This is a genomic window from Salinarimonas chemoclinalis (genome assembly GCF_041514305.1).
GTDB classification, from domain to species: Bacteria; Pseudomonadota; Alphaproteobacteria; order Rhizobiales; family Beijerinckiaceae; genus Salinarimonas; species Salinarimonas chemoclinalis.
The window spans coordinates 607,649-623,491 of sequence record NZ_JBGMWH010000001.1; the positions used below are offsets into that span (position 1 = coordinate 607,649).

The following is a 15,843-nucleotide window of genomic DNA, read 5'->3' on the forward strand; positions in this document are numbered from 1 at the left end:
GTCTTCAAGCCGCATCGCCGCACGGCGTGGGTTTCGTGGTCGCGCCACGAACACGTCGTGCCCTGGGAACGCCGCGCGAGCGCCGGCTCACGCGCCGCGCGCGGCACGGCGCTTGCGCTTGATCCGGTAGACCAGGACCTGCATCCCCAACGAGAGCGCGATCCAGGCGAGGACCGCGAGCCCGAGCAGCGCCAGCGCCCACGGGTCCGGCGAGGCGAGAACCTCGGCGAGGCGGGTGCCCAGCAGGGTCAGCATCACGAGCCCCGGAGCCATGCCCAGGAGCGTGCCGACGAGGTAGTCGACGAGGCCGATCCGGCTCGCGCCGACGACGAGGTTCACCACGCTGAAGGGGGCGACCGGCAGCATCCTCAGCGCCGCCACCGCGATGACGCCGCTGTCGGCGAGCGCCTTCGAGACGGCGCGGGTGCGCCGCCCCATGCGCCGCTCGAGCGCGCCGCGCCCGATCGCGCGGCCGAGCGCGTACATCAGTGCGGCGCTGAGCATCACCCCGGTCGTCGCCACCGCGAGCGCGGTCACCGGCGCGAACATCATGCCCGTGACCGTGATCAGCACCGTCACGGGGAAGACGACGAGGCCGCCCACGACGAAGGCGAGGACGACGAGGAGCGGCGCGAGCGGCCCCGTGCCGAGCGCCTCGAGCCGCGCCACGAGCGCGGCCGGATCGGTGAGGTCGGCGGCGGGGGAGAAGCGCCAGAGCGCGACCACGGCGAGCACGGCGAGCGCGAGGAGGACGAGCTTGCCCGTGCGCATCAGCGAGCGCTGCGCCGGCTGGCCCGCGAACATCTCCGCGCCGAAGGCGGGCGTCGCGATCGGCGTCTCGGGGTCGGCGAGTTCGCCGATGCGCCTCGCGAGCTCGCCGTCCTCGGCGTCGCCGAGATCGATCGGCGCGAGCCGCCGGCCCTCCGGCGGCGGGACCGCTCGCTGCAGGGCGTCGAGCGCGGAGAGGAGCGAGCCCTCCCGGTCGATCGCCGCGCTCACCCGCTCGGGGGCGACGCCCGAATGCTCGGCGACGAGCCCGTCGCGGATGCGCCGGATCGCGGCGCGCTCGTCCTGCGTGCGCGCCTCGATGGCGAGATCGCACTCGCTGTCGAGGCCCATCGAGCGATTGTTCAGGTTGGCCGAGCCGATGCGCAGCAGGCGGTCGTCGACGATCGTCAGCTTGGCGTGGACCATGACGCCCTCGCCGGTCGGGTCGCCCGGCAGGGCGGGATGGACGAGCCGCGCCCGGTCCGCGAGACCCGCCTCGCGCAGGATCGCCATGAAGCGCCGGCGCCCGGCGTTCATCGCGTGCTCCTCGAGCCAGCTCTGGTGGACGTTCGGCCCCACGAGGACGACCTCCAGCGCCGGCACCTCCCGCATCCGGGCGACGAGCGCCTTCGCCACGCTCTCGCGGGTGAGGAACTGGTTCTCGATGTAGATCGTCCGCTCCGCGGCGGAGACGGAGGCCTCCCAGAGCGCCTCCACCTCGCGGATCGCCGGCGCGCCGGCGAAGGCGGGGCGGGTGCGGGCGATGCCGACGCCGACGTCGTGGAAGTCGGGCACGACGTCGGCCGGCCAGAGGTCTTCCGGCCGCTTCGCGGTGCGCCCGCGCAGCGCGAAGCGCGTGTGCGCGTCGGGGGCCTTGCGCAGTCTCGGCGCAGCCGCGTATCCGCCCTCGGCCTGGCGCCAGCGCGCCTCGGCCAGCGCCGAGAGGGCCGCGGCCGCCTCGCCGTCGACCATCATCTGCGCGTCGTGGAAGGGCCGGTAGGGCGCACCGTCCGGGTCGCGCCGGCGCGGGTCGTCGAGCGCGTGCGCGCGGGTGTCCCAGCGCCGGATCGCGAGGTCGAGCCCGCCGCAGAAGGCGAGCGCCCCGTCCACGACGACGATCTTCTGGTGGTGGCTCGCGCCGATCGGCAACACGTCGTCGAGCCGCGCGCGGATGCGCCGGGGCATCGACCAGTCGAGCTTCACCTCCGGCAGGAGCTCGCGCTCGAGCCCGTAGAGCAGCGCGTAGTCCCACAGCAGGAGATCGACCTTCAGCCGCGGGCGCCGCGCCACGAGCGCGCGCAGGAAGGGGCCGAGCTCGCGGGGAAGCCCGTCGGAGGGCTCGTATTCCTCACCGACGAGGGGCGTGCGGCTGTCGATGTCCCAGCCCACCACGAGGATGCGCGAGCGCGCCGCGCGCATCGCCGCGCGCATGGCGCCGAACGTCGCCGCCGCGTCGACGAGCACCGCCGCGCGCGGCGCCCGCGCGACCGTCCACACCGTCTCCCCCGGCCTCAGGATGCCCCCGGTCTCGCTCAAGCGCGTGCTCCTCGTCGTGCGAACCTAACGCATCGGAGCGGATTTGCGCATGCCCGCGGGTCCCTTCCGGTGTTTCCGGGATTGCGCACGGGGGCGGGGCGCGGCACCGTCCGTCGTGGCGCACCGTTCGCGCGCGCACTTGCCCCGCGAGGAGAGGACCCCGCCATGATTTCGACCATCGTCGTCGCCGTGGACGGCTCGGAGCACCAGGACGCCGTCGTCGCGCTCGCCGCCGAGATCGCCCAGGCGCGCGGGGCGCGGCTCGTGCTCGCCCATGCGCTGCTGCGGGGCGTGCCCTACGGCGAGCTCTACGCGGTGGCCGAGCGCCTCGGCTTCCTCGACCGGGTGAAGGCGGAGCTCGACGAGGCCTCCGCCACGCCGGTCATGCCCGCCGCCGCCATGGGCGGGGCGATCCCCGTGATCATGGTCTCGCCCGACACGCTCCGGCACGTGTCCGACGAGGTGATCGCCGCCGCACGCAAGGCCCCGGAGAGCGCCGGCGTGACCGTCGAGGCGCGCATCGCCGACGCGCCGCCGGCCCAGGCGATCGTCGAGATCGCCCGCGAGGAGGGCGCCGACCTCCTCGTCATCGGCAGCCGCGGCCTCGGCCGCCTCCAGGGCCTGATCCTCGGCAGCGTCTCGCAGAAGGTGGTCCACGACGCGCCCTGCGCGGTGCTCGTGGTGAAGTGAACGCCGGGGCACCACTCCCCCTGTCACCCCGGTCGCGAAGCGGGACCGGCGCCCGGATCCGCAGGGGTGTGCTCAGCGTGCGCGAAGCGCGCGCGTCCATGAGATGCCGATGGAGGCGTCGCGCGCCATCGCCCGCACCGCACGCGCTGGTCGGCGCACGCGGCCGCTTCATCACAACCAAAAAACATCAATCTTGACAGTACACACCCGATAGCCTCCCCTCCCTTCGCCCGTGCGAAACACCAAGTCAGGGCCAGCGGCTCGTGTCGGGGATGGGCTCCGGCGCCTTCGGGCGAAAGCCTCGCTCGGTCAACGGAGGACGTGCCATGTCGTGGCTCTTGCCGCGCATCCGCGTGTCCATCAGCCTCCGCGTGGTGCGGAAGGCGAGCTGGTCCCTCGCCTTCCGCTTCGCCATCGGCGGCTGATGAAAAGGAGGGGGGAGAGGAAACTCTCCCTCCTCACTCCGCGAATGATACTACCACATCCGCCGTCGCTCTCCAATCCGTTCTCATGCGCCGGCATCGCGGGCGCGGGACGCGTGCGCTTTCGCGCACGCTGAACCAATCGCCGGAGGTTCTCGGTCCCGGATCTGCTTCGCAGTCCGGGATGACAGCCCCCCGGATCTTCCCCAAACACCCACCTTGCCCCCCACCCCCACCTCCCCCCGCGTAAGGTCCCGCTCCCCGCCACGCCCACCAAAAAAGCCGCCACCGCCATGTTCACCCCGCCCCGCCGCCCGCGTCCCACCTTCACCGATCAGGAGGCGCTCGCGTTCCACAGCCAGGGGCGGCCCGGCAAGCTCGAGGTGGTGCCGACGAAGCCGATGGCGACGCAGCGCGACCGGTCGCACGCCTCTGCGCGGCTCCGCCGAGCCCCTCCATCAACCCTTCCTTAACCATCCCCCCGGCAGAACTTGCCTAGTTCGGCGAGAGGACCGGGATGAGCGAAGCGGGCGCGGCGGCGACGGACGTGGCGGGGGCGGCTTCGGGGCCGTCGCGGGGGGCGGCGGGGCTGTCGGCGCTGGGCGCGCTGACGCGGCGCACGGACCTGTTCCTGGCGCTCGGCGTCACCGGCATCCTCGTGGTGCTGATCTTCCCGCTGCCGGCGGTCGTGCTCGACATGCTCCTGGCGATCTCGATCATCTTCTCCGTGCTGATCATGATGACGGCGCTCTTCATCGAGGAGCCGCTCGAGTTCTCGTCCTTCCCCACGATCCTGCTCATCGCCACCATGCTGCGGCTGGCGCTGAACCTCGCGTCGACCCGGCTCATCCTGTCCTACGGCCACGAGGGCACGGACGCCGCGGGCCACGTCATCGAGGCCTTCGGCGGCTTCGTGATGGGGGGCAACTTCGTCATCGGCGTCGTCGTCTTCGCGATCCTGGTCCTGGTGAACTTCGTCGTCATCACCAAGGGCTCGGGCCGCATCGCCGAGGTCGCGGCGCGCTTCACGCTGGACGCCATGCCCGGCAAGCAGATGGCGATCGACGCGGATCTCTCGGCGGGCATCATCGACGACAACGAGGCCAAGCGCCGGCGCACGAAGCTCGAGGACGAATCGAGCTTCTTCGGCGCCATGGACGGTGCCTCGAAGTTCGTGCGCGGCGACGCCATCGCGGGCCTCCTGATCACGCTGATCAACGTGATCGGCGGGATCGTCATCGGCGTCGCGCAGATGGGCATGAGCTTCGGCGACGCGGCGCATTCCTACACGATGCTGACGGTGGGCGACGGCCTCGTCTCGCAGATCCCCGCGCTCATCGTCTCGACCGCGGCGGGCCTCCTCGTCTCCAAGGCCGGCGTGAAGGGCGCCGCCGACAAGGCGCTCGGCAAGCAGCTGGCGAACTACCCCAAGGCGCTGGGCATGTCGGCGGCGGTCATGGGCATGATCGCCCTCCTCCCGGGCATCCCCTTCATCCCCTTCATGACGCTCGCCGTCGCCGCCGGCTATGCGGCCTGGTACTTCGGCAAGAAGGGCAGGGAGCGCGCGGCGGAGGAGGCGGCGCAGGCCGAGGCCGCGCGCCGGGAGGCCGCCGCCGAGGGCGGCACCGCGGCCGGCGAGCCGCCGATCTCCGAGACGCTCAAGATCGACGACGTCAAGATCGAGATCGGCTACGCGCTCCTGCCGCTCGTCAACGGCAAGACCGCGAGCGGCGCCGATCGCCTCACCGAGCAGATCAAGGCCCTGCGCCGCCAGCTCGCCGCCGAGCTCGGCTTCGTCATGCCGAGCGTGCGCATCCTCGACAACGTCCAGCTCGACGCCAACGCCTACGTCATCCGCGTCAAGGAGATCGAGGCCGGGCGCGGCGTGGTTTTCCCCGACCAGTTCATGGCGATCGACCCGATGGGCGGGCAGGTGCAGCTGCCGGGCCAGCACATGCTCGAGCCGACCTTCGGGCTGCCCGCCACCTGGGTCGACGCCGGCCTGCGCGACCAGGCGCAGCTCAAGGGCTACACGGTGGTGGACGCCGCGACCGTGCTCTCGACCCACCTCACCGAGGTGATCAAGGCCAACATGGCCGAACTCCTCTCCCACATCGAGGTGCAGAAGCTCCTGCGCGACCTGCCCAAGGAGCACGCCGACCTCGTCAAGGAGATGGTGCCCTCGCAGATCACCGCGACGGGCATCCAGCGCGTGCTCCAGCTGCTGCTCGCCGAGCGGGTCTCGATCCGCGATCTCGGCACGATCCTCGAGGGAATCTCGGAGGTGGTGGGCGCCACCCGCGCGCCGCGCGAGATCGTCGAGCACGTCCGCCAGCGCCTCGCCCGCCAGGTCTGCGCACAGTACACCGGCCCGAACGGCACGCTGCCGATCGTCACGCTCTCGCCCGCCTGGGAGGCGGCCTTCCTCGAATCGATCGTCGGCCAGGGCGAGGACCGGCAGCTCGCGATGCAGCCCTCCAAGCTCGGCGAGTTCGTCAACGCGGTGCGCGACCGCTTCGAGGACGCCGCGCGCCAGGGCGAGATGCCGGTGCTCGTCACCTCCGCCCAGGCGCGGCCCTTCGTGCGCTCCATCATCGAGCGTTTCCGCCGCGAGACGCCGGTGATCAGCCAGGCGGAGATCCACACGAGGGCGCGGCTGCGGACGGTGGGGAGCGTGTGAGGGGCGCGGGTGCGTTGATCGGCACGGACCGTTCTGCTTAAGTCCGTGGACGGAGGTCTCACATGGCCGTCAACGCAGATCTCGGACCGCAGATCGAAGCCATCGTCGCGGAGCTCGTCAGGACCGGTCGATTCCGGTCCGAGGTGGACGTGCTGCGCGAGGGAGTGCGTCTCGTCCAGGAACGCGAGGCGCGTCTGGCCGCCCTCGACGCCGCCATCGAGCAGGGGGTCGCCAGCGTGCGCGCCGGTCGGACCAAGCCGGTCGACGCGGTTTTCGATCGCCTCGAGGCCAAGTATCGCGCGAAAGCGACTGCGAAGCGCTGATGCTGGTGCGGATTTCCGATGACGCGGAAGCCGATCTGGAGAGCATTGCTGATTTCCTGGCCGAGACGGACCCGGTCCGTGCGCTGGATGCCGTCGTGAGGCTGCGAGCCGCCTGCTCCGCCCTAGGCCGCTTTCCTCGCCGCTATCCCCTCGTTCCCCGGTACATCCACCTCGGCGTCAGGCGGCGCATCAGCGGAAAGTACCTGATTTTCTATACCGTCGGCGACGGGAGCGTCGACATACTACGCATCGTTCACGGTGCGACGGATTACGAGGCGACGCTGTTTCCAGGCTGGTGAGTTGATCGACACCTCCTACCCCGCCAGCACCTCCTCCACGGGCCGCCTGAGCGAGCGCGGCATCGCCGGGGCGAAGCCGACCCGCAGCACCAGGTTCGGGCGACGCTCGCCCAGCCCGAGCAGGCCGCGCAGCGCCGCGCGCTGCTCGGGCACCTCGACGCACTGGTTGACGAAGGCGAGCCTCGCGCCGGCGGCCGTGGCGGCGAGCGCCACGCGGCTGTAGGCGCGCCCGGCCGCCGCCCAGCCGGCGGGATCGTTCGTCGGCGCGACGAGGACGAGGAGGCCCGCCGAAGAGCGGATCTGCCGGGCGACCTTGTCGTTCTCGGGTCCGGCGCGGAAGACGAGGTCGAACATCCGCCGCCCGAGCCAGGGCGGCAGCGTCGGGCTGCCGGCCGCGGCGGCGTAGAGGCCGTCGTTGTCGCGTGCCGCCTGCGCCGCGTCGAACCGCAGCCAGGACTTCAGCTCGGCGACGAAGGCGCGGTCGCCCATCTGCGCGGCGTTGCCGGCGAGCACGAGGGCGAGCACCTCATCCACGCGAGGGCCGCGCGGAAGCCACAGGAGATCGACGCCGACCCGCGCCGCCTCCGCCGTCATCCGCTCCACGACCGGCGCGGGAAGTGGGCGGCCGTCGTAGAGGCCGCGGGTCGATTGCCGCTGCGGGATCGCGGCGAAGAGGTCCGCCTCCTCCGCCGGGCGCGCGCCGCCGGGCGCGAGATCGACGGCGATCGCCTCCTCGCCGCCCTCCGTGGCGAAGCGAACCTCGGCCGAGAGCCCCCGGGCGCGGGCCGCGATCGCCAGCGTCTCCGCCGCGCAGCCGAGACTCGCCCAGAGGTGGTGGTCGTCCGGGTCGACGACGGGCGTACGCCGTTCGAGATCCGGCAGGATGTCGACGCCCTCGGCGCGGGAGCGGAAGCGCCAGGGCTGGGTGTTGTGCCCGCTCGCCGCGAGCGTCGCGAAGCGCAGGAGATCGCGGGTGCCGGCGGGGTCCGGCAGGGGTGCCGTCATCCGCGACAGGCGCTCGGCATAGGCGGACCGCTTGCCCCTGCGGCGACCGAGCGAGAAAGCCATGCGCCGTCTCCTGCCTCGGGGCGTGATGCCGCGTGCGGCCTCACACCGCCCGCGAATGCCGCGTCGCCGCCGGCACCCAGTATCCGTCGAGCCGGGCGGCGACGTTGCGGACATGGAAGCGCGCGTGCGGCGGGACGCGCACGCGCCGATCGTCGATGGTGCACAGCCCATCGGCCGCGAGCGGCTCGAGGCGGGCGATGTCGGCGTCGAACGTGTCCTGCGAAAAACCCCGCTCGGCGGCGAGCCGGCCGAGATCGACGTCGAACGCGCTCATCAGCGCGTAGATCCCGGCGCGCCGCAGCGCGTCCTCTTCGCTCACGGGCACGCCGCGCACGACCGGGATGCGCCCCTCGTCGATCGCCTGCGCCCACCTGCCGAGATGCGGCTCGTTCTGGGCGTAGCCCATGGGCAGCGCGCCGATGGCGGAGGCGCCCAGGCCGATCAGCGTCTCGGCGGTGTCGGTCGTGTAGCCCTGGAAGTTGCGCTCGAGCGTGCCGTCGCGCGCGGCGACGCCGAGCGGGTCGTCGGGCCGCGCGTAGTGGTCGAAGCCGACCTCGACCCACCCCGCCTGCGCGAAGGCCTCCGCGGCGGCCTGCGCCTGCGCGAGGCGCTCGGCGGCGCCGGGCAGGAGCGTGGCGTCGATCGCCGCCTGGTGCTTGGCGAACCAGGGCACGTGCGCGTAGCCGAATACCGCGGCCCGGTCCGGCTCCAGCGCCAGCACGGCGGCGATGCTGGCGCGCACGTGCGCGACGGTCTGCGTCGGCAGGCCGTACATCAGGTCGACGTTGATGCGCATGATCCCGTGGGTCCGCAGCAGCGCCACGGCGGCAGCCACCTGTTCGGTGGGCTGTTCACGATGGACGAGGCGCTGGATCTGCGGGTCGACGTCCTGCACGCCGAGCGAGACGCGGTTGACGCCGGCCCCGGCGAGGGCCGCCGCCATCTCCTCGGTGAGGGTCCGCGGATCGATCTCCACCGCGATCTCGGCGTCGGGCGCGAAGGGGAAGGCGTCCTTCAGCCGGCCGATCACGGCGGCGAAGTCCGCCGGCGCCAGGATCGTGGGCGTGCCGCCGCCGAAATGCAGGTGCGCCACCGGCCCCTTGCGCGGCATCGCCGCCGCGACGCGTTCCGCTTCCGCCTCCAGCCGGCGGGCGTAGCGGGCGATGCGCGCGTCGTCGTTGAGCACGCTGGTGTGGCACCCGCAATACCAGCACAGCGCCCGGCAATACGGCACGTGGACGTAGAGCGACAGCGGCGTCGCCCCGTCGAGATCCGCGAGCCAGCGCCGATAGAGCGCCTCGTCGACGCCGGGCCCGAACTGGGCCGCCGTCGGGTAGCTCGTGTACCGCGGCACGGTCTCGAGCGCGTAGGCGGCCGGGATCGCGGCGGGGGAGGGTGGGGCGGAGCGGGGGAGGGTGGTCGTGCGCATGGATGCGAGTGAAGCGCGGCTCGGGCGGCGCGTCGTTGATCTGGCGCAAGAGGCCCGCGCTGCGGGCGTCGCCCCGGGGTGGACATCTCCGGCTGCGCCGCTACCCTCCCCGGCGAAGGAGAAGCCCATGGATGCCCCCACCCGGACGCCCGTGCCGGCGCTCGATCGCGCCGCCACGGACCGCCTCGTCGCCTGGCTTTCGGAGGAACTGCAGACCCATCGCCCCGCCTTCGAGACCGCGCGCGTCGTCGCCGCGCGGCTCGGCGCGCGGCGGGCGGGGGACGTCTGCGAGGTGATCTTCTGGGCGCCGGAGCTGCTCGAGCGCCGGGTGCCGGAGGGCGACGTGTTCGTCGAGGTGCTCGATCCCGAGGAGGAGCTCGTCCTCGCCCGCGCGCGCCAGTCCATGGCGTTCCGGCGCACGCGCGTTCCGATCGTGCGCATCGAGAACTACTGTGTCGCCGCGATCGAGGGCATGCGCCCGGGCTCGCGCGAGCGCGTGGGCAGCTTCTACTCCCTCGTCTGGCGCGACGCGGAGAACACCTGGTCGCGCGTGCTGGATCCGCTCGCCGCCTCGCTGCCCTTCGGCGTGTTCGCGCCCGCGGAGTACTACGACGTCGAGGCGATGCTCGCCGCGCGCACGGACGCCGCATACTGGGCCGCGCTGCCCGAGGGCGATCCCGTCAAGCTCGGGCCGGCGGCGAACATCCTCCAGATCCACGCCCCCACCGCCACCGCGTCGATGACGCTCGCGGGGCTGACGAAGCACATCGAGACGCTGGGCGAGCGCGTGCGCCACGACGTGCCGCTCGCCCCCGCGGACCGCATCTTCCTCGGCTACGAGGCGATCCAGCTGCTGCCGGTCGAGCCGACCACCGTCTACGAGGCCGGTCCCGCCTTCTGGGCGGAGGAGGAGGGGCCCGACGGCGACACCGACGAGCGCGTCGTCGTCGACCTGCGGCGCCCCGACACCACGAACTGGGGTTACGACATCGTGATCTCGGGCATGGCGGCGGTGAACCCGGCGCTGCTCGAGACGGGGCGGCCGGACGAGCTCGTCGACCTCGCCTGCGCCCTGCACAACTTCCCGGGCCGGCCGAAGAAGCTCATCATCGACGTGGTGTTCGGCCATTCCGACAACCAGGGGCTGGACGTCCTGAGCCATCACTGGTTCGCCGGCCCGAACATGTACGGCCAGAACGTCAACTATCGCAACCCGATGGTGCGCGCCATGCTGCTCGAGATGCAGCGGCGCAAGGTGGCCTACGGCGCGGACGCGGTGCGCGTCGACGGCGCTCAGGACTTCAAGTGGTGGGACGCCGACGCGCAGGTGCTTCGCCACGACGACGACTTCCTCCAGGAGATGGCGGACATCGTCCAGGAGGTCGGCGGCCGGCGCTACCGCCCGTGGTTCATCTTCGAGGACGGCCGGCCCTGGCCGGAGGAGGACTGGGAACTGTCCTCCACCTACCGTGCTGTGATCGAGAGCCAGCGCGACGACGACGTGTTCCAGTGGGGGCCGCTGACCTTCGCCCACAACACGCCGTTCCTGTACACGTTCTGGCTGACGAAGTTCTGGCGCATCGAGGAGATCCTGCAGCACGGGCAGAACTGGATCTCGGGCTGCGCCAACCACGACACGCTCCGCCGCGGCACGCAGATCAACCCAAAGCTGAACATCAACACCCGGCTCGGCGACACCCGGATGGAGATCCTCGACAAGGCCTACGACCATCCCGCCGCGCAGATGCTCACCTACGCCGCCTTCCCGGGCGTGCCGATGGACTTCCTCAACGCCATGGCGCGCGCCTCCTGGGGCTTCATCCGCAACCAGGACGATCGCTGGGGCGTGAAGATCGTGGCCGAGGAGGCGATCTCGCTCGGCTGGCAGGTGGACGACTACACCTACTCGATGCCGGGCTCCTTCACCCGGCTCAAGGAGCTCGGCTTCGGCGATCGCGAGGGGCTGGCGCGCTTCTTCAAGATCCTGGAAGCGCTCGTCGAGGTCACCGATTACGACCTCGACGTCATGGCGAAGCTGCTCGACGCGGTCGACCCGCCGCTGGAGGGTCCCGCGCCGTTCACGGCGCGCGTGCTCAAGCAGGTCGCCCGTGCCTGGATGGACGACATGCACGACTATTGCAACGTGTCGAAGTATCTCGATTCGCTCGGCGAGGCGCACACGGAGTACATGCTGGCCCTGCGCGAGTTCCGGCTCGCGCGGCCGTGGCTGCGCGGCGCGCTCGGGCCGCGGGACCATTTCGACTACCAGGCGCCCACCCGCGGCTCCGTGGCCTTCCGCTCGCTGCGTCACGGGCCGGACGGCGAGCAGGTCTTCGCCATCGCGCATCTGGAAGGCAAGCCGCTCCTCGGGATCGTGCCGACGGAACTCGACATCCCCGGCCTCGCCGGCGGCGGCTGGGAAGTGGCGCTCGCCTCGCCCCCGATCGGCGCGGACTACCGCGGCGGCACCATCGACCTGCACGACGGCATGGCGGTGCTGTACACGCGCCGGCTGTGACCTCCCGCCCCGTCGGGACGGGGATCCGGCGGCACGACGTCCGTGGTGACTTCGGCTGGTGGAGACGCTGTCCTTTCCTGTAGGGGAAGGTGGCGCGAAGCGACGCGTTCCGCGAAGCGGAAAAGCACCGTGTCCGCTGCCGCCGTCGCTCTTCGGCTTCGCCGAACGCGCGTCCCGCGCGCCCCATCCGTCTCGGCTGCGCCGAGACACCTTCCCCTACAGGGAAGGACAGGGTTCGCCGGCGCTCTGCGCCCGCCTCCCGGGGACGGCTCGTCCGGAGCCGGGGGAAGCGCAGGACATGTGTTCATCGGCGAGCCGGGAGGGAGAGGGGAGACGCGGTGCGGCTCGCAGCGCGCGCTCGCGCCGAGCGACCGCCGGCTCAGCCCTCCTCGAGGTCGGTGTCGAGGATCGCCATCTGGAACTGGTACGACCGGTCCTCGTCCTCGTCGTCGAGGAAGAGCACGCCGATGAACTCGTCGCCGATGTAGACCTCGGCGGAATCGTCCTTCTTCGGGCGGGCGCGCACCGTGATCGCGTGGTTGGCGAAGGTGCGGCGCAGGTAGCTCTCGACTTTGGCCAGCTCGGATTTCGTCACGCGGGAACCTCGTCTCGTTTCATGGCGGTCGTCGCCCCGGCATGACACGGCGGGCGCCGCCGGGCAACCCGGCGGCTCACTCGGGCGAGAGGCTCTGCGCCAGGATCTGGTCCATCGTGCGCGAGGGCTCCGCGCAGCCCGCCTCGCCCACGACCTTGGCGGGCACGCCCGCCACGGTGGTGCAGGGCGGCACGTCCTTGAGCACGACGGAGCCCGCCGCCACCCGGGCGCAACGCCCCACCTCGATGTTGCCGAGGATTTTCGCGCCCGCGCCGATCAGCACGCCGCGGCGGATCTTCGGGTGGCGATCCCCGCCCTCCTTGCCGGTGCCGCCGAGCGTCACGTTCTGCAGCAGCGAGACGTCGTCCTCGACGACCGCGGTCATGCCCACGACGAGGCCGGTCGCGTGGTCGAGGAAGATGCCCCGGCCCATCCGGGCGTTGGGGTGGATGTCCGTCTGGAACACCTCGGAAGAGACGCTCTGCAGGTAGAGCGCGAAGTCGACGCGCCCCCGCGTCCACAGCCAGTGCGCGAGGCGGTGCGTCTGGATGGCGTGGAAGCCCTTGAAGTAGAGCATCGGCTCGATCAGCCGGGTGCAGGCGGGATCGCGGTCGGCGACCGCCAGTATGTCCGAGCGGAAGGACTGCCCGATGTCGGGGTCCTGCCGCAGCGCCTCGCGGTAGGTCTGCTCGATCAAGGTCGCCGACAGCGCCGGATGCGCGAGCCGCGCCGCGACGCGGTGGATCACGGCGCCCTCGAGCGACGAGTGGTTGAGGATGTTGGTGAGCAGGAAGTTCGTCAGCGACGGCTCCTCCCGCACTACGGCCTCGGCCTCGCGCCGCGCCCGCGCCCAAACCGGGTCGACGGTGCCGACGACGGGATCGATCTCGTTGGTCTTGACGCGCGGCTGGCTCATGCTCTCGCCCTCTAACCGGAGACGTTCCCCAGAGGTAGGAACGCCGCCGCCGGGAGGAACCCCCGGCGGGGAAGATCTTGCCAGAGCGGGAGCGGGGCGTCGAGGCGGGGGTGTGCCGGAGGGCGGGCGGCATCGTCATCCCGGATCGCCTTCGGCGTCCGGGATGACAGTCCCCGCCCCGAACGACCCTCAGTCGTCCTCCTCCTGCTCCTTCACCGACGACACCTGCCGCGAGACGTAGAGCTGCTCGCCCATCAGCTCCATCAGGTCGAACTGCGTCTCGACGAAGTCGATGTGCTCCTCCTCGTCCTTCAGGATCGAGCGGAACAGGTCGAAGGTGCCGAGATCCCCCGCGTCGCGGGCCTCCTTGGCGGCCTTGTCGTAGTACGCGCGCGCCTCGTTCTCCATCTTCAGCTGCGTCTCGAACATGGCGCGGATCGTGTCGTCCTGGCCGATCGGATCGAGGTCGTGCACGTTCGCCGTGCCCTCGAGAAACAGCAGCCGGTCGAGGAAGCGGTGGAAGTGGCCGCGTTCCTCCTCGATCTCCTCGCCCATGCGGTCGGCGAGCTGGTCCACGCCCCAGTCGCGCAGCTTGGCGGCCTGGAGCTCGTAGGTGTTCACCGTGGTCAGCTCCATCGTGATGGCACGCTGGAGGTGCTTCAGGGAAACGTCGGGACCTTTCATGGGGGCGCTCCTTCTCGGGTTCGGTCTCTCGCGAGGAGAACCCGAGCGGCGCGGGGCCGGTTCCGGAGCGTGGCCGGACGCGATGTCGCGTGCGGGCCCGCCCTACGTCAGGCCCCCGTCGACGACGAAGTCCTGGCTGGTGCAGCCGCGCGAGGCGTCGGAGGCGAGGAAGAGGGCCATCTCGGCGACGTCCTCCCCGTCGAGCGCCCGCGGCAGGCATTGCTGCGCGATGATCCGCGCCTCCTCGTCGGGCGAGATCCACAGCCGGCGCTGCTTCTCGGTGAGGATCGCGCCCGGCACGATGGCGTTGACGCGCACCCCGTCGCGTCCCCATTCGCGGGCGAGCTGTCGGGTGAGGCCGCGCACGGCGGATTTCGCGGTGGCGTAGGCGGTGAGGTCGGGCACGCCCAGCCGATACGAGGTCGAGCCCAGGTTGACGATGGAGCCGCCATGGGGCGGCTTCATGTGCCGACGGGCGGCCTTGGCCGCGAAGAACTGGTGCTTGAGGTTCACCGCCATCGCCGCGTCCCATGCGGCCTCGTCGACGGCATCGACCCCGGTGCGGCGGTCGTTGGCGGCGTTGTTGACGAGCACGTCGAGGCGACCGCCGATCGACGCGGCGTGGTCGACCGCCGCCTCGAGCGCGGGGATGTCGGTGACGTCGACGCGCAGGAACGCGACGCGCGCCCCCGTTTCGGCGGCGAGGCCCTCGGCCAGAGCGCGGCCGCGGGGCGCGTCGACGTCCACGAAGACGGTGGTCGCGCGCTGCCGCGCGAAGGCCGCGACGATGTCGGCGCCGATGCCCGTGGCGCCGCCCGAGACGAACACCGTCTTCTCCGCGAGGTCCGGGTAGCGGGCGAGGATGGCCATGGCGGCGGGCTCCGGGGCGGGGCGGCGGCGAGGACCGAGACGCTAGACGCGGGCGCCGCGATCGTCAAAGCTCCGGCCGAACGCGCCCATTCCGGAGGTCCCCCATGCGCACGCTCGAGGCCCGTCTCCTCGTCGAGACGGGCGCCTTCCTCGCCGAAGGCATCCAGTGGAACGCCGAGCAGGGACGGCTGTGGTGGACCGACATACACGGCCAGCTGCTGCTCTCCTGCGATGCCGAGGGCGGCGACCTGCGCAGCCTCGCTCTGCCCGAGCGGCTGACCGCTTTCGCCTTCGGCGAGAGCGGCCTCGTCCTCGCCGCCTTCGCGAGCGGGCTCTTCGTGCTCGATCCCGACAGCGGCGCGCGCCGGCGGCTCACCACGTTCGAGCCCGGCCTGCCGCAGACCCGCCTCAACGACGGGCGCTGCGATCCGTCCGGGGCCTTCGTGGTGGGCGGCATGGACGAGGTGGAACTCCAGCCCGTCTCCAGCGTGCTGCGCTTCGATGGCACGAGCGAGACCACGCTCGTCACCGGCATCGCCATCACCAACGCCATCGCCTTTCCCGAGGGCGGCGCCGCGATGTATCTCGCCGACAGCCCGACGCGCACGATCTGGCGCTATGCGCGCGACCAGGGCACCGGCGCCCTCGGCGAGCGGCAAGTCTTCGTGCAGGTGCCCGAGGGCGAGGGCGTCCCGGACGGCGCCTGCATCGACGCCGCCGGCGCGCTCTGGAACGCGCGCTTCGACGGCGGGCGTGTCGAGCGCCTCCTGCCCGACGGCGCGCCCGACATCCGGGTGAGCCTCCCCGTCTCGCAGGTGACCTGCTGCTGCTTCGGCGGGGAGAACCTCGACCGGCTCTACATCACCACGGCCCGCGAGGGCATGACGCCCGAGGCCTATTCCTGCGAGCCGCTCGCGGGTGGGATCTTCGTGTGCGACCTCGCGGGGGAGGCCATCCGCGGCCTGCCGGAGCGGCGATTCGCGGGGGCGTTGTCGCTGGAGGGGTGAGCGCCTGTCATCCGGCTGTCATCACACCGCGGGACACG

At 71.8% G+C, this 15,843-nt stretch carries 13 protein-coding genes; 6 read left to right on the forward strand and 7 right to left on the reverse strand.

The genetic code is table 11. The annotated features are described in order from the left end of the window. Nucleotides 1-87 precede the first annotated feature (87 nt). Nucleotides 88-2,304 (reverse strand): VTT domain-containing protein, encoded by a 2,217-nt coding sequence (locus tag AB9M23_RS02750; RefSeq protein WP_372422257.1) that lies wholly within the window; start codon nucleotides 2,302-2,304, stop codon nucleotides 88-90. A gap of 165 nt (nucleotides 2,305-2,469) precedes the next feature. Between AB9M23_RS02750 and AB9M23_RS02755 the strand changes: the two genes are divergently transcribed. The 4 genes from AB9M23_RS02755 to AB9M23_RS02770 all read left to right on the forward strand — a co-directional run bounded on the left by AB9M23_RS02755 (nucleotide 2,470) and on the right by AB9M23_RS02770 (nucleotide 6,718). Next, nucleotides 2,470-2,994, forward strand: a complete 525-nt coding sequence (locus AB9M23_RS02755) for a universal stress protein (protein ID WP_372422258.1) — start codon at nucleotides 2,470-2,472, stop codon at nucleotides 2,992-2,994. A 939-nt stretch (nucleotides 2,995-3,933) separates the two neighbouring features. After that, nucleotides 3,934-6,096, forward strand: a complete 2,163-nt coding sequence (gene flhA / locus AB9M23_RS02760; RefSeq protein ID WP_372422259.1) for a flagellar biosynthesis protein FlhA — start codon at nucleotides 3,934-3,936, stop codon at nucleotides 6,094-6,096. Nucleotides 6,097-6,158: 62 nt separating this feature from the next. Beyond that, a complete protein-coding gene (locus AB9M23_RS02765; RefSeq protein WP_372422260.1) occupies nucleotides 6,159-6,419 on the forward strand; it encodes a type II toxin-antitoxin system ParD family antitoxin in 261 nt (86 codons plus the stop codon). Further along, the gene (locus AB9M23_RS02770) at nucleotides 6,419-6,718 is read left to right on the forward strand and encodes a type II toxin-antitoxin system RelE/ParE family toxin (RefSeq protein WP_372422261.1); all 300 of its coding nucleotides are present in this window, start codon (nucleotides 6,419-6,421) and stop codon (nucleotides 6,716-6,718) included. The genes AB9M23_RS02765 and AB9M23_RS02770 overlap by 1 nt, the downstream gene beginning before the upstream one ends. A 15-nt stretch (nucleotides 6,719-6,733) precedes the next feature. Here AB9M23_RS02770 and AB9M23_RS02775 read toward each other — a convergent pair whose 3' ends face one another. Continuing rightward, entirely contained in the window at nucleotides 6,734-7,786 is a 1,053-nt protein-coding gene (locus AB9M23_RS02775) for an Acg family FMN-binding oxidoreductase (RefSeq protein WP_372422263.1), read from the reverse strand. Nucleotides 7,787-7,826: 40 nt separating this feature from the next. Further along, nucleotides 7,827-9,215, reverse strand: coding sequence for an oxygen-independent coproporphyrinogen III oxidase (gene hemN, locus AB9M23_RS02780; protein ID WP_372422265.1), 1,389 nt, complete (start codon nucleotides 9,213-9,215; stop codon nucleotides 7,827-7,829). A gap of 127 nt (nucleotides 9,216-9,342) precedes the next feature. Here hemN and gghA point away from each other — a divergent pair, with 127 nt between their 5' ends. Further along, complete coding sequence (gene gghA / locus AB9M23_RS02785) at nucleotides 9,343-11,733, forward strand: glucosylglycerol hydrolase (RefSeq protein ID WP_372422267.1); 2,391 nt, start codon at nucleotides 9,343-9,345, stop codon at nucleotides 11,731-11,733. Between the two features lie 379 nt (nucleotides 11,734-12,112). On the opposite strand, the gene AB9M23_RS02790 is transcribed toward gghA, so the two are convergent. From AB9M23_RS02790 to AB9M23_RS02805, 4 genes are all read right to left on the reverse strand, one after another. Then, on the reverse strand, nucleotides 12,113-12,328 hold the full coding sequence (locus tag AB9M23_RS02790) for a DUF3126 family protein (protein WP_372422268.1): 216 nt from the start codon (nucleotides 12,326-12,328) through the stop codon (nucleotides 12,113-12,115). A 76-nt stretch (nucleotides 12,329-12,404) separates the two neighbouring features. Next, on the reverse strand, nucleotides 12,405-13,244 hold the full coding sequence (gene cysE / locus AB9M23_RS02795) for a serine O-acetyltransferase (protein WP_372422269.1): 840 nt from the start codon (nucleotides 13,242-13,244) through the stop codon (nucleotides 12,405-12,407). A gap of 189 nt (nucleotides 13,245-13,433) precedes the next feature. Then, the gene (locus AB9M23_RS02800; protein ID WP_372422270.1) at nucleotides 13,434-13,928 is read right to left on the reverse strand and encodes a ferritin-like domain-containing protein; all 495 of its coding nucleotides are present in this window, start codon (nucleotides 13,926-13,928) and stop codon (nucleotides 13,434-13,436) included. A 102-nt stretch (nucleotides 13,929-14,030) separates the two neighbouring features. Continuing rightward, nucleotides 14,031-14,798, reverse strand: a complete 768-nt coding sequence (locus AB9M23_RS02805) for an SDR family NAD(P)-dependent oxidoreductase (RefSeq protein ID WP_372422271.1) — start codon at nucleotides 14,796-14,798, stop codon at nucleotides 14,031-14,033. A 104-nt stretch (nucleotides 14,799-14,902) separates the two neighbouring features. On the opposite strand from AB9M23_RS02805, the gene AB9M23_RS02810 reads away from it, so the two are divergent. Further along, the gene (locus AB9M23_RS02810; RefSeq protein ID WP_372422272.1) at nucleotides 14,903-15,805 is read left to right on the forward strand and encodes an SMP-30/gluconolactonase/LRE family protein; all 903 of its coding nucleotides are present in this window, start codon (nucleotides 14,903-14,905) and stop codon (nucleotides 15,803-15,805) included. Nucleotides 15,806-15,843 lie beyond the last annotated feature (38 nt).

What these genes read in the sequence shown, in the direction of transcription:
- AB9M23_RS02775 (WP_372422263.1), bottom strand. Translation starts at nt 7,786, where the DNA reads ATGGCTTTCTCGCTCGGTCGCCGCAGGGGCAAGCGGTCCGCCTATGCC.
- AB9M23_RS02800 (WP_372422270.1), bottom strand. Translation starts at nt 13,928, where the DNA reads ATGAAAGGTCCCGACGTTTCCCTGAAGCACCTCCAGCGTGCCATCACG.
- AB9M23_RS02810 (WP_372422272.1), top strand. Translation starts at nt 14,903, where the DNA reads ATGCGCACGCTCGAGGCCCGTCTCCTCGTCGAGACGGGCGCCTTCCTC.
- AB9M23_RS02765 (WP_372422260.1), top strand. Translation starts at nt 6,159, where the DNA reads ATGGCCGTCAACGCAGATCTCGGACCGCAGATCGAAGCCATCGTCGCG.
- cysE (WP_372422269.1), bottom strand. Translation starts at nt 13,244, where the DNA reads ATGAGCCAGCCGCGCGTCAAGACCAACGAGATCGATCCCGTCGTCGGC.
- AB9M23_RS02770 (WP_372422261.1), top strand. Translation starts at nt 6,419, where the DNA reads ATGCTGGTGCGGATTTCCGATGACGCGGAAGCCGATCTGGAGAGCATT.
- AB9M23_RS02755 (WP_372422258.1), top strand. Translation starts at nt 2,470, where the DNA reads ATGATTTCGACCATCGTCGTCGCCGTGGACGGCTCGGAGCACCAGGAC.
- gghA (WP_372422267.1), top strand. Translation starts at nt 9,343, where the DNA reads ATGGATGCCCCCACCCGGACGCCCGTGCCGGCGCTCGATCGCGCCGCC.
- AB9M23_RS02805 (WP_372422271.1), bottom strand. Translation starts at nt 14,798, where the DNA reads ATGGCCATCCTCGCCCGCTACCCGGACCTCGCGGAGAAGACGGTGTTC.
- hemN (WP_372422265.1), bottom strand. Translation starts at nt 9,215, where the DNA reads ATGCGCACGACCACCCTCCCCCGCTCCGCCCCACCCTCCCCCGCCGCG.
- flhA (WP_372422259.1), top strand. Translation starts at nt 3,934, where the DNA reads ATGAGCGAAGCGGGCGCGGCGGCGACGGACGTGGCGGGGGCGGCTTCG.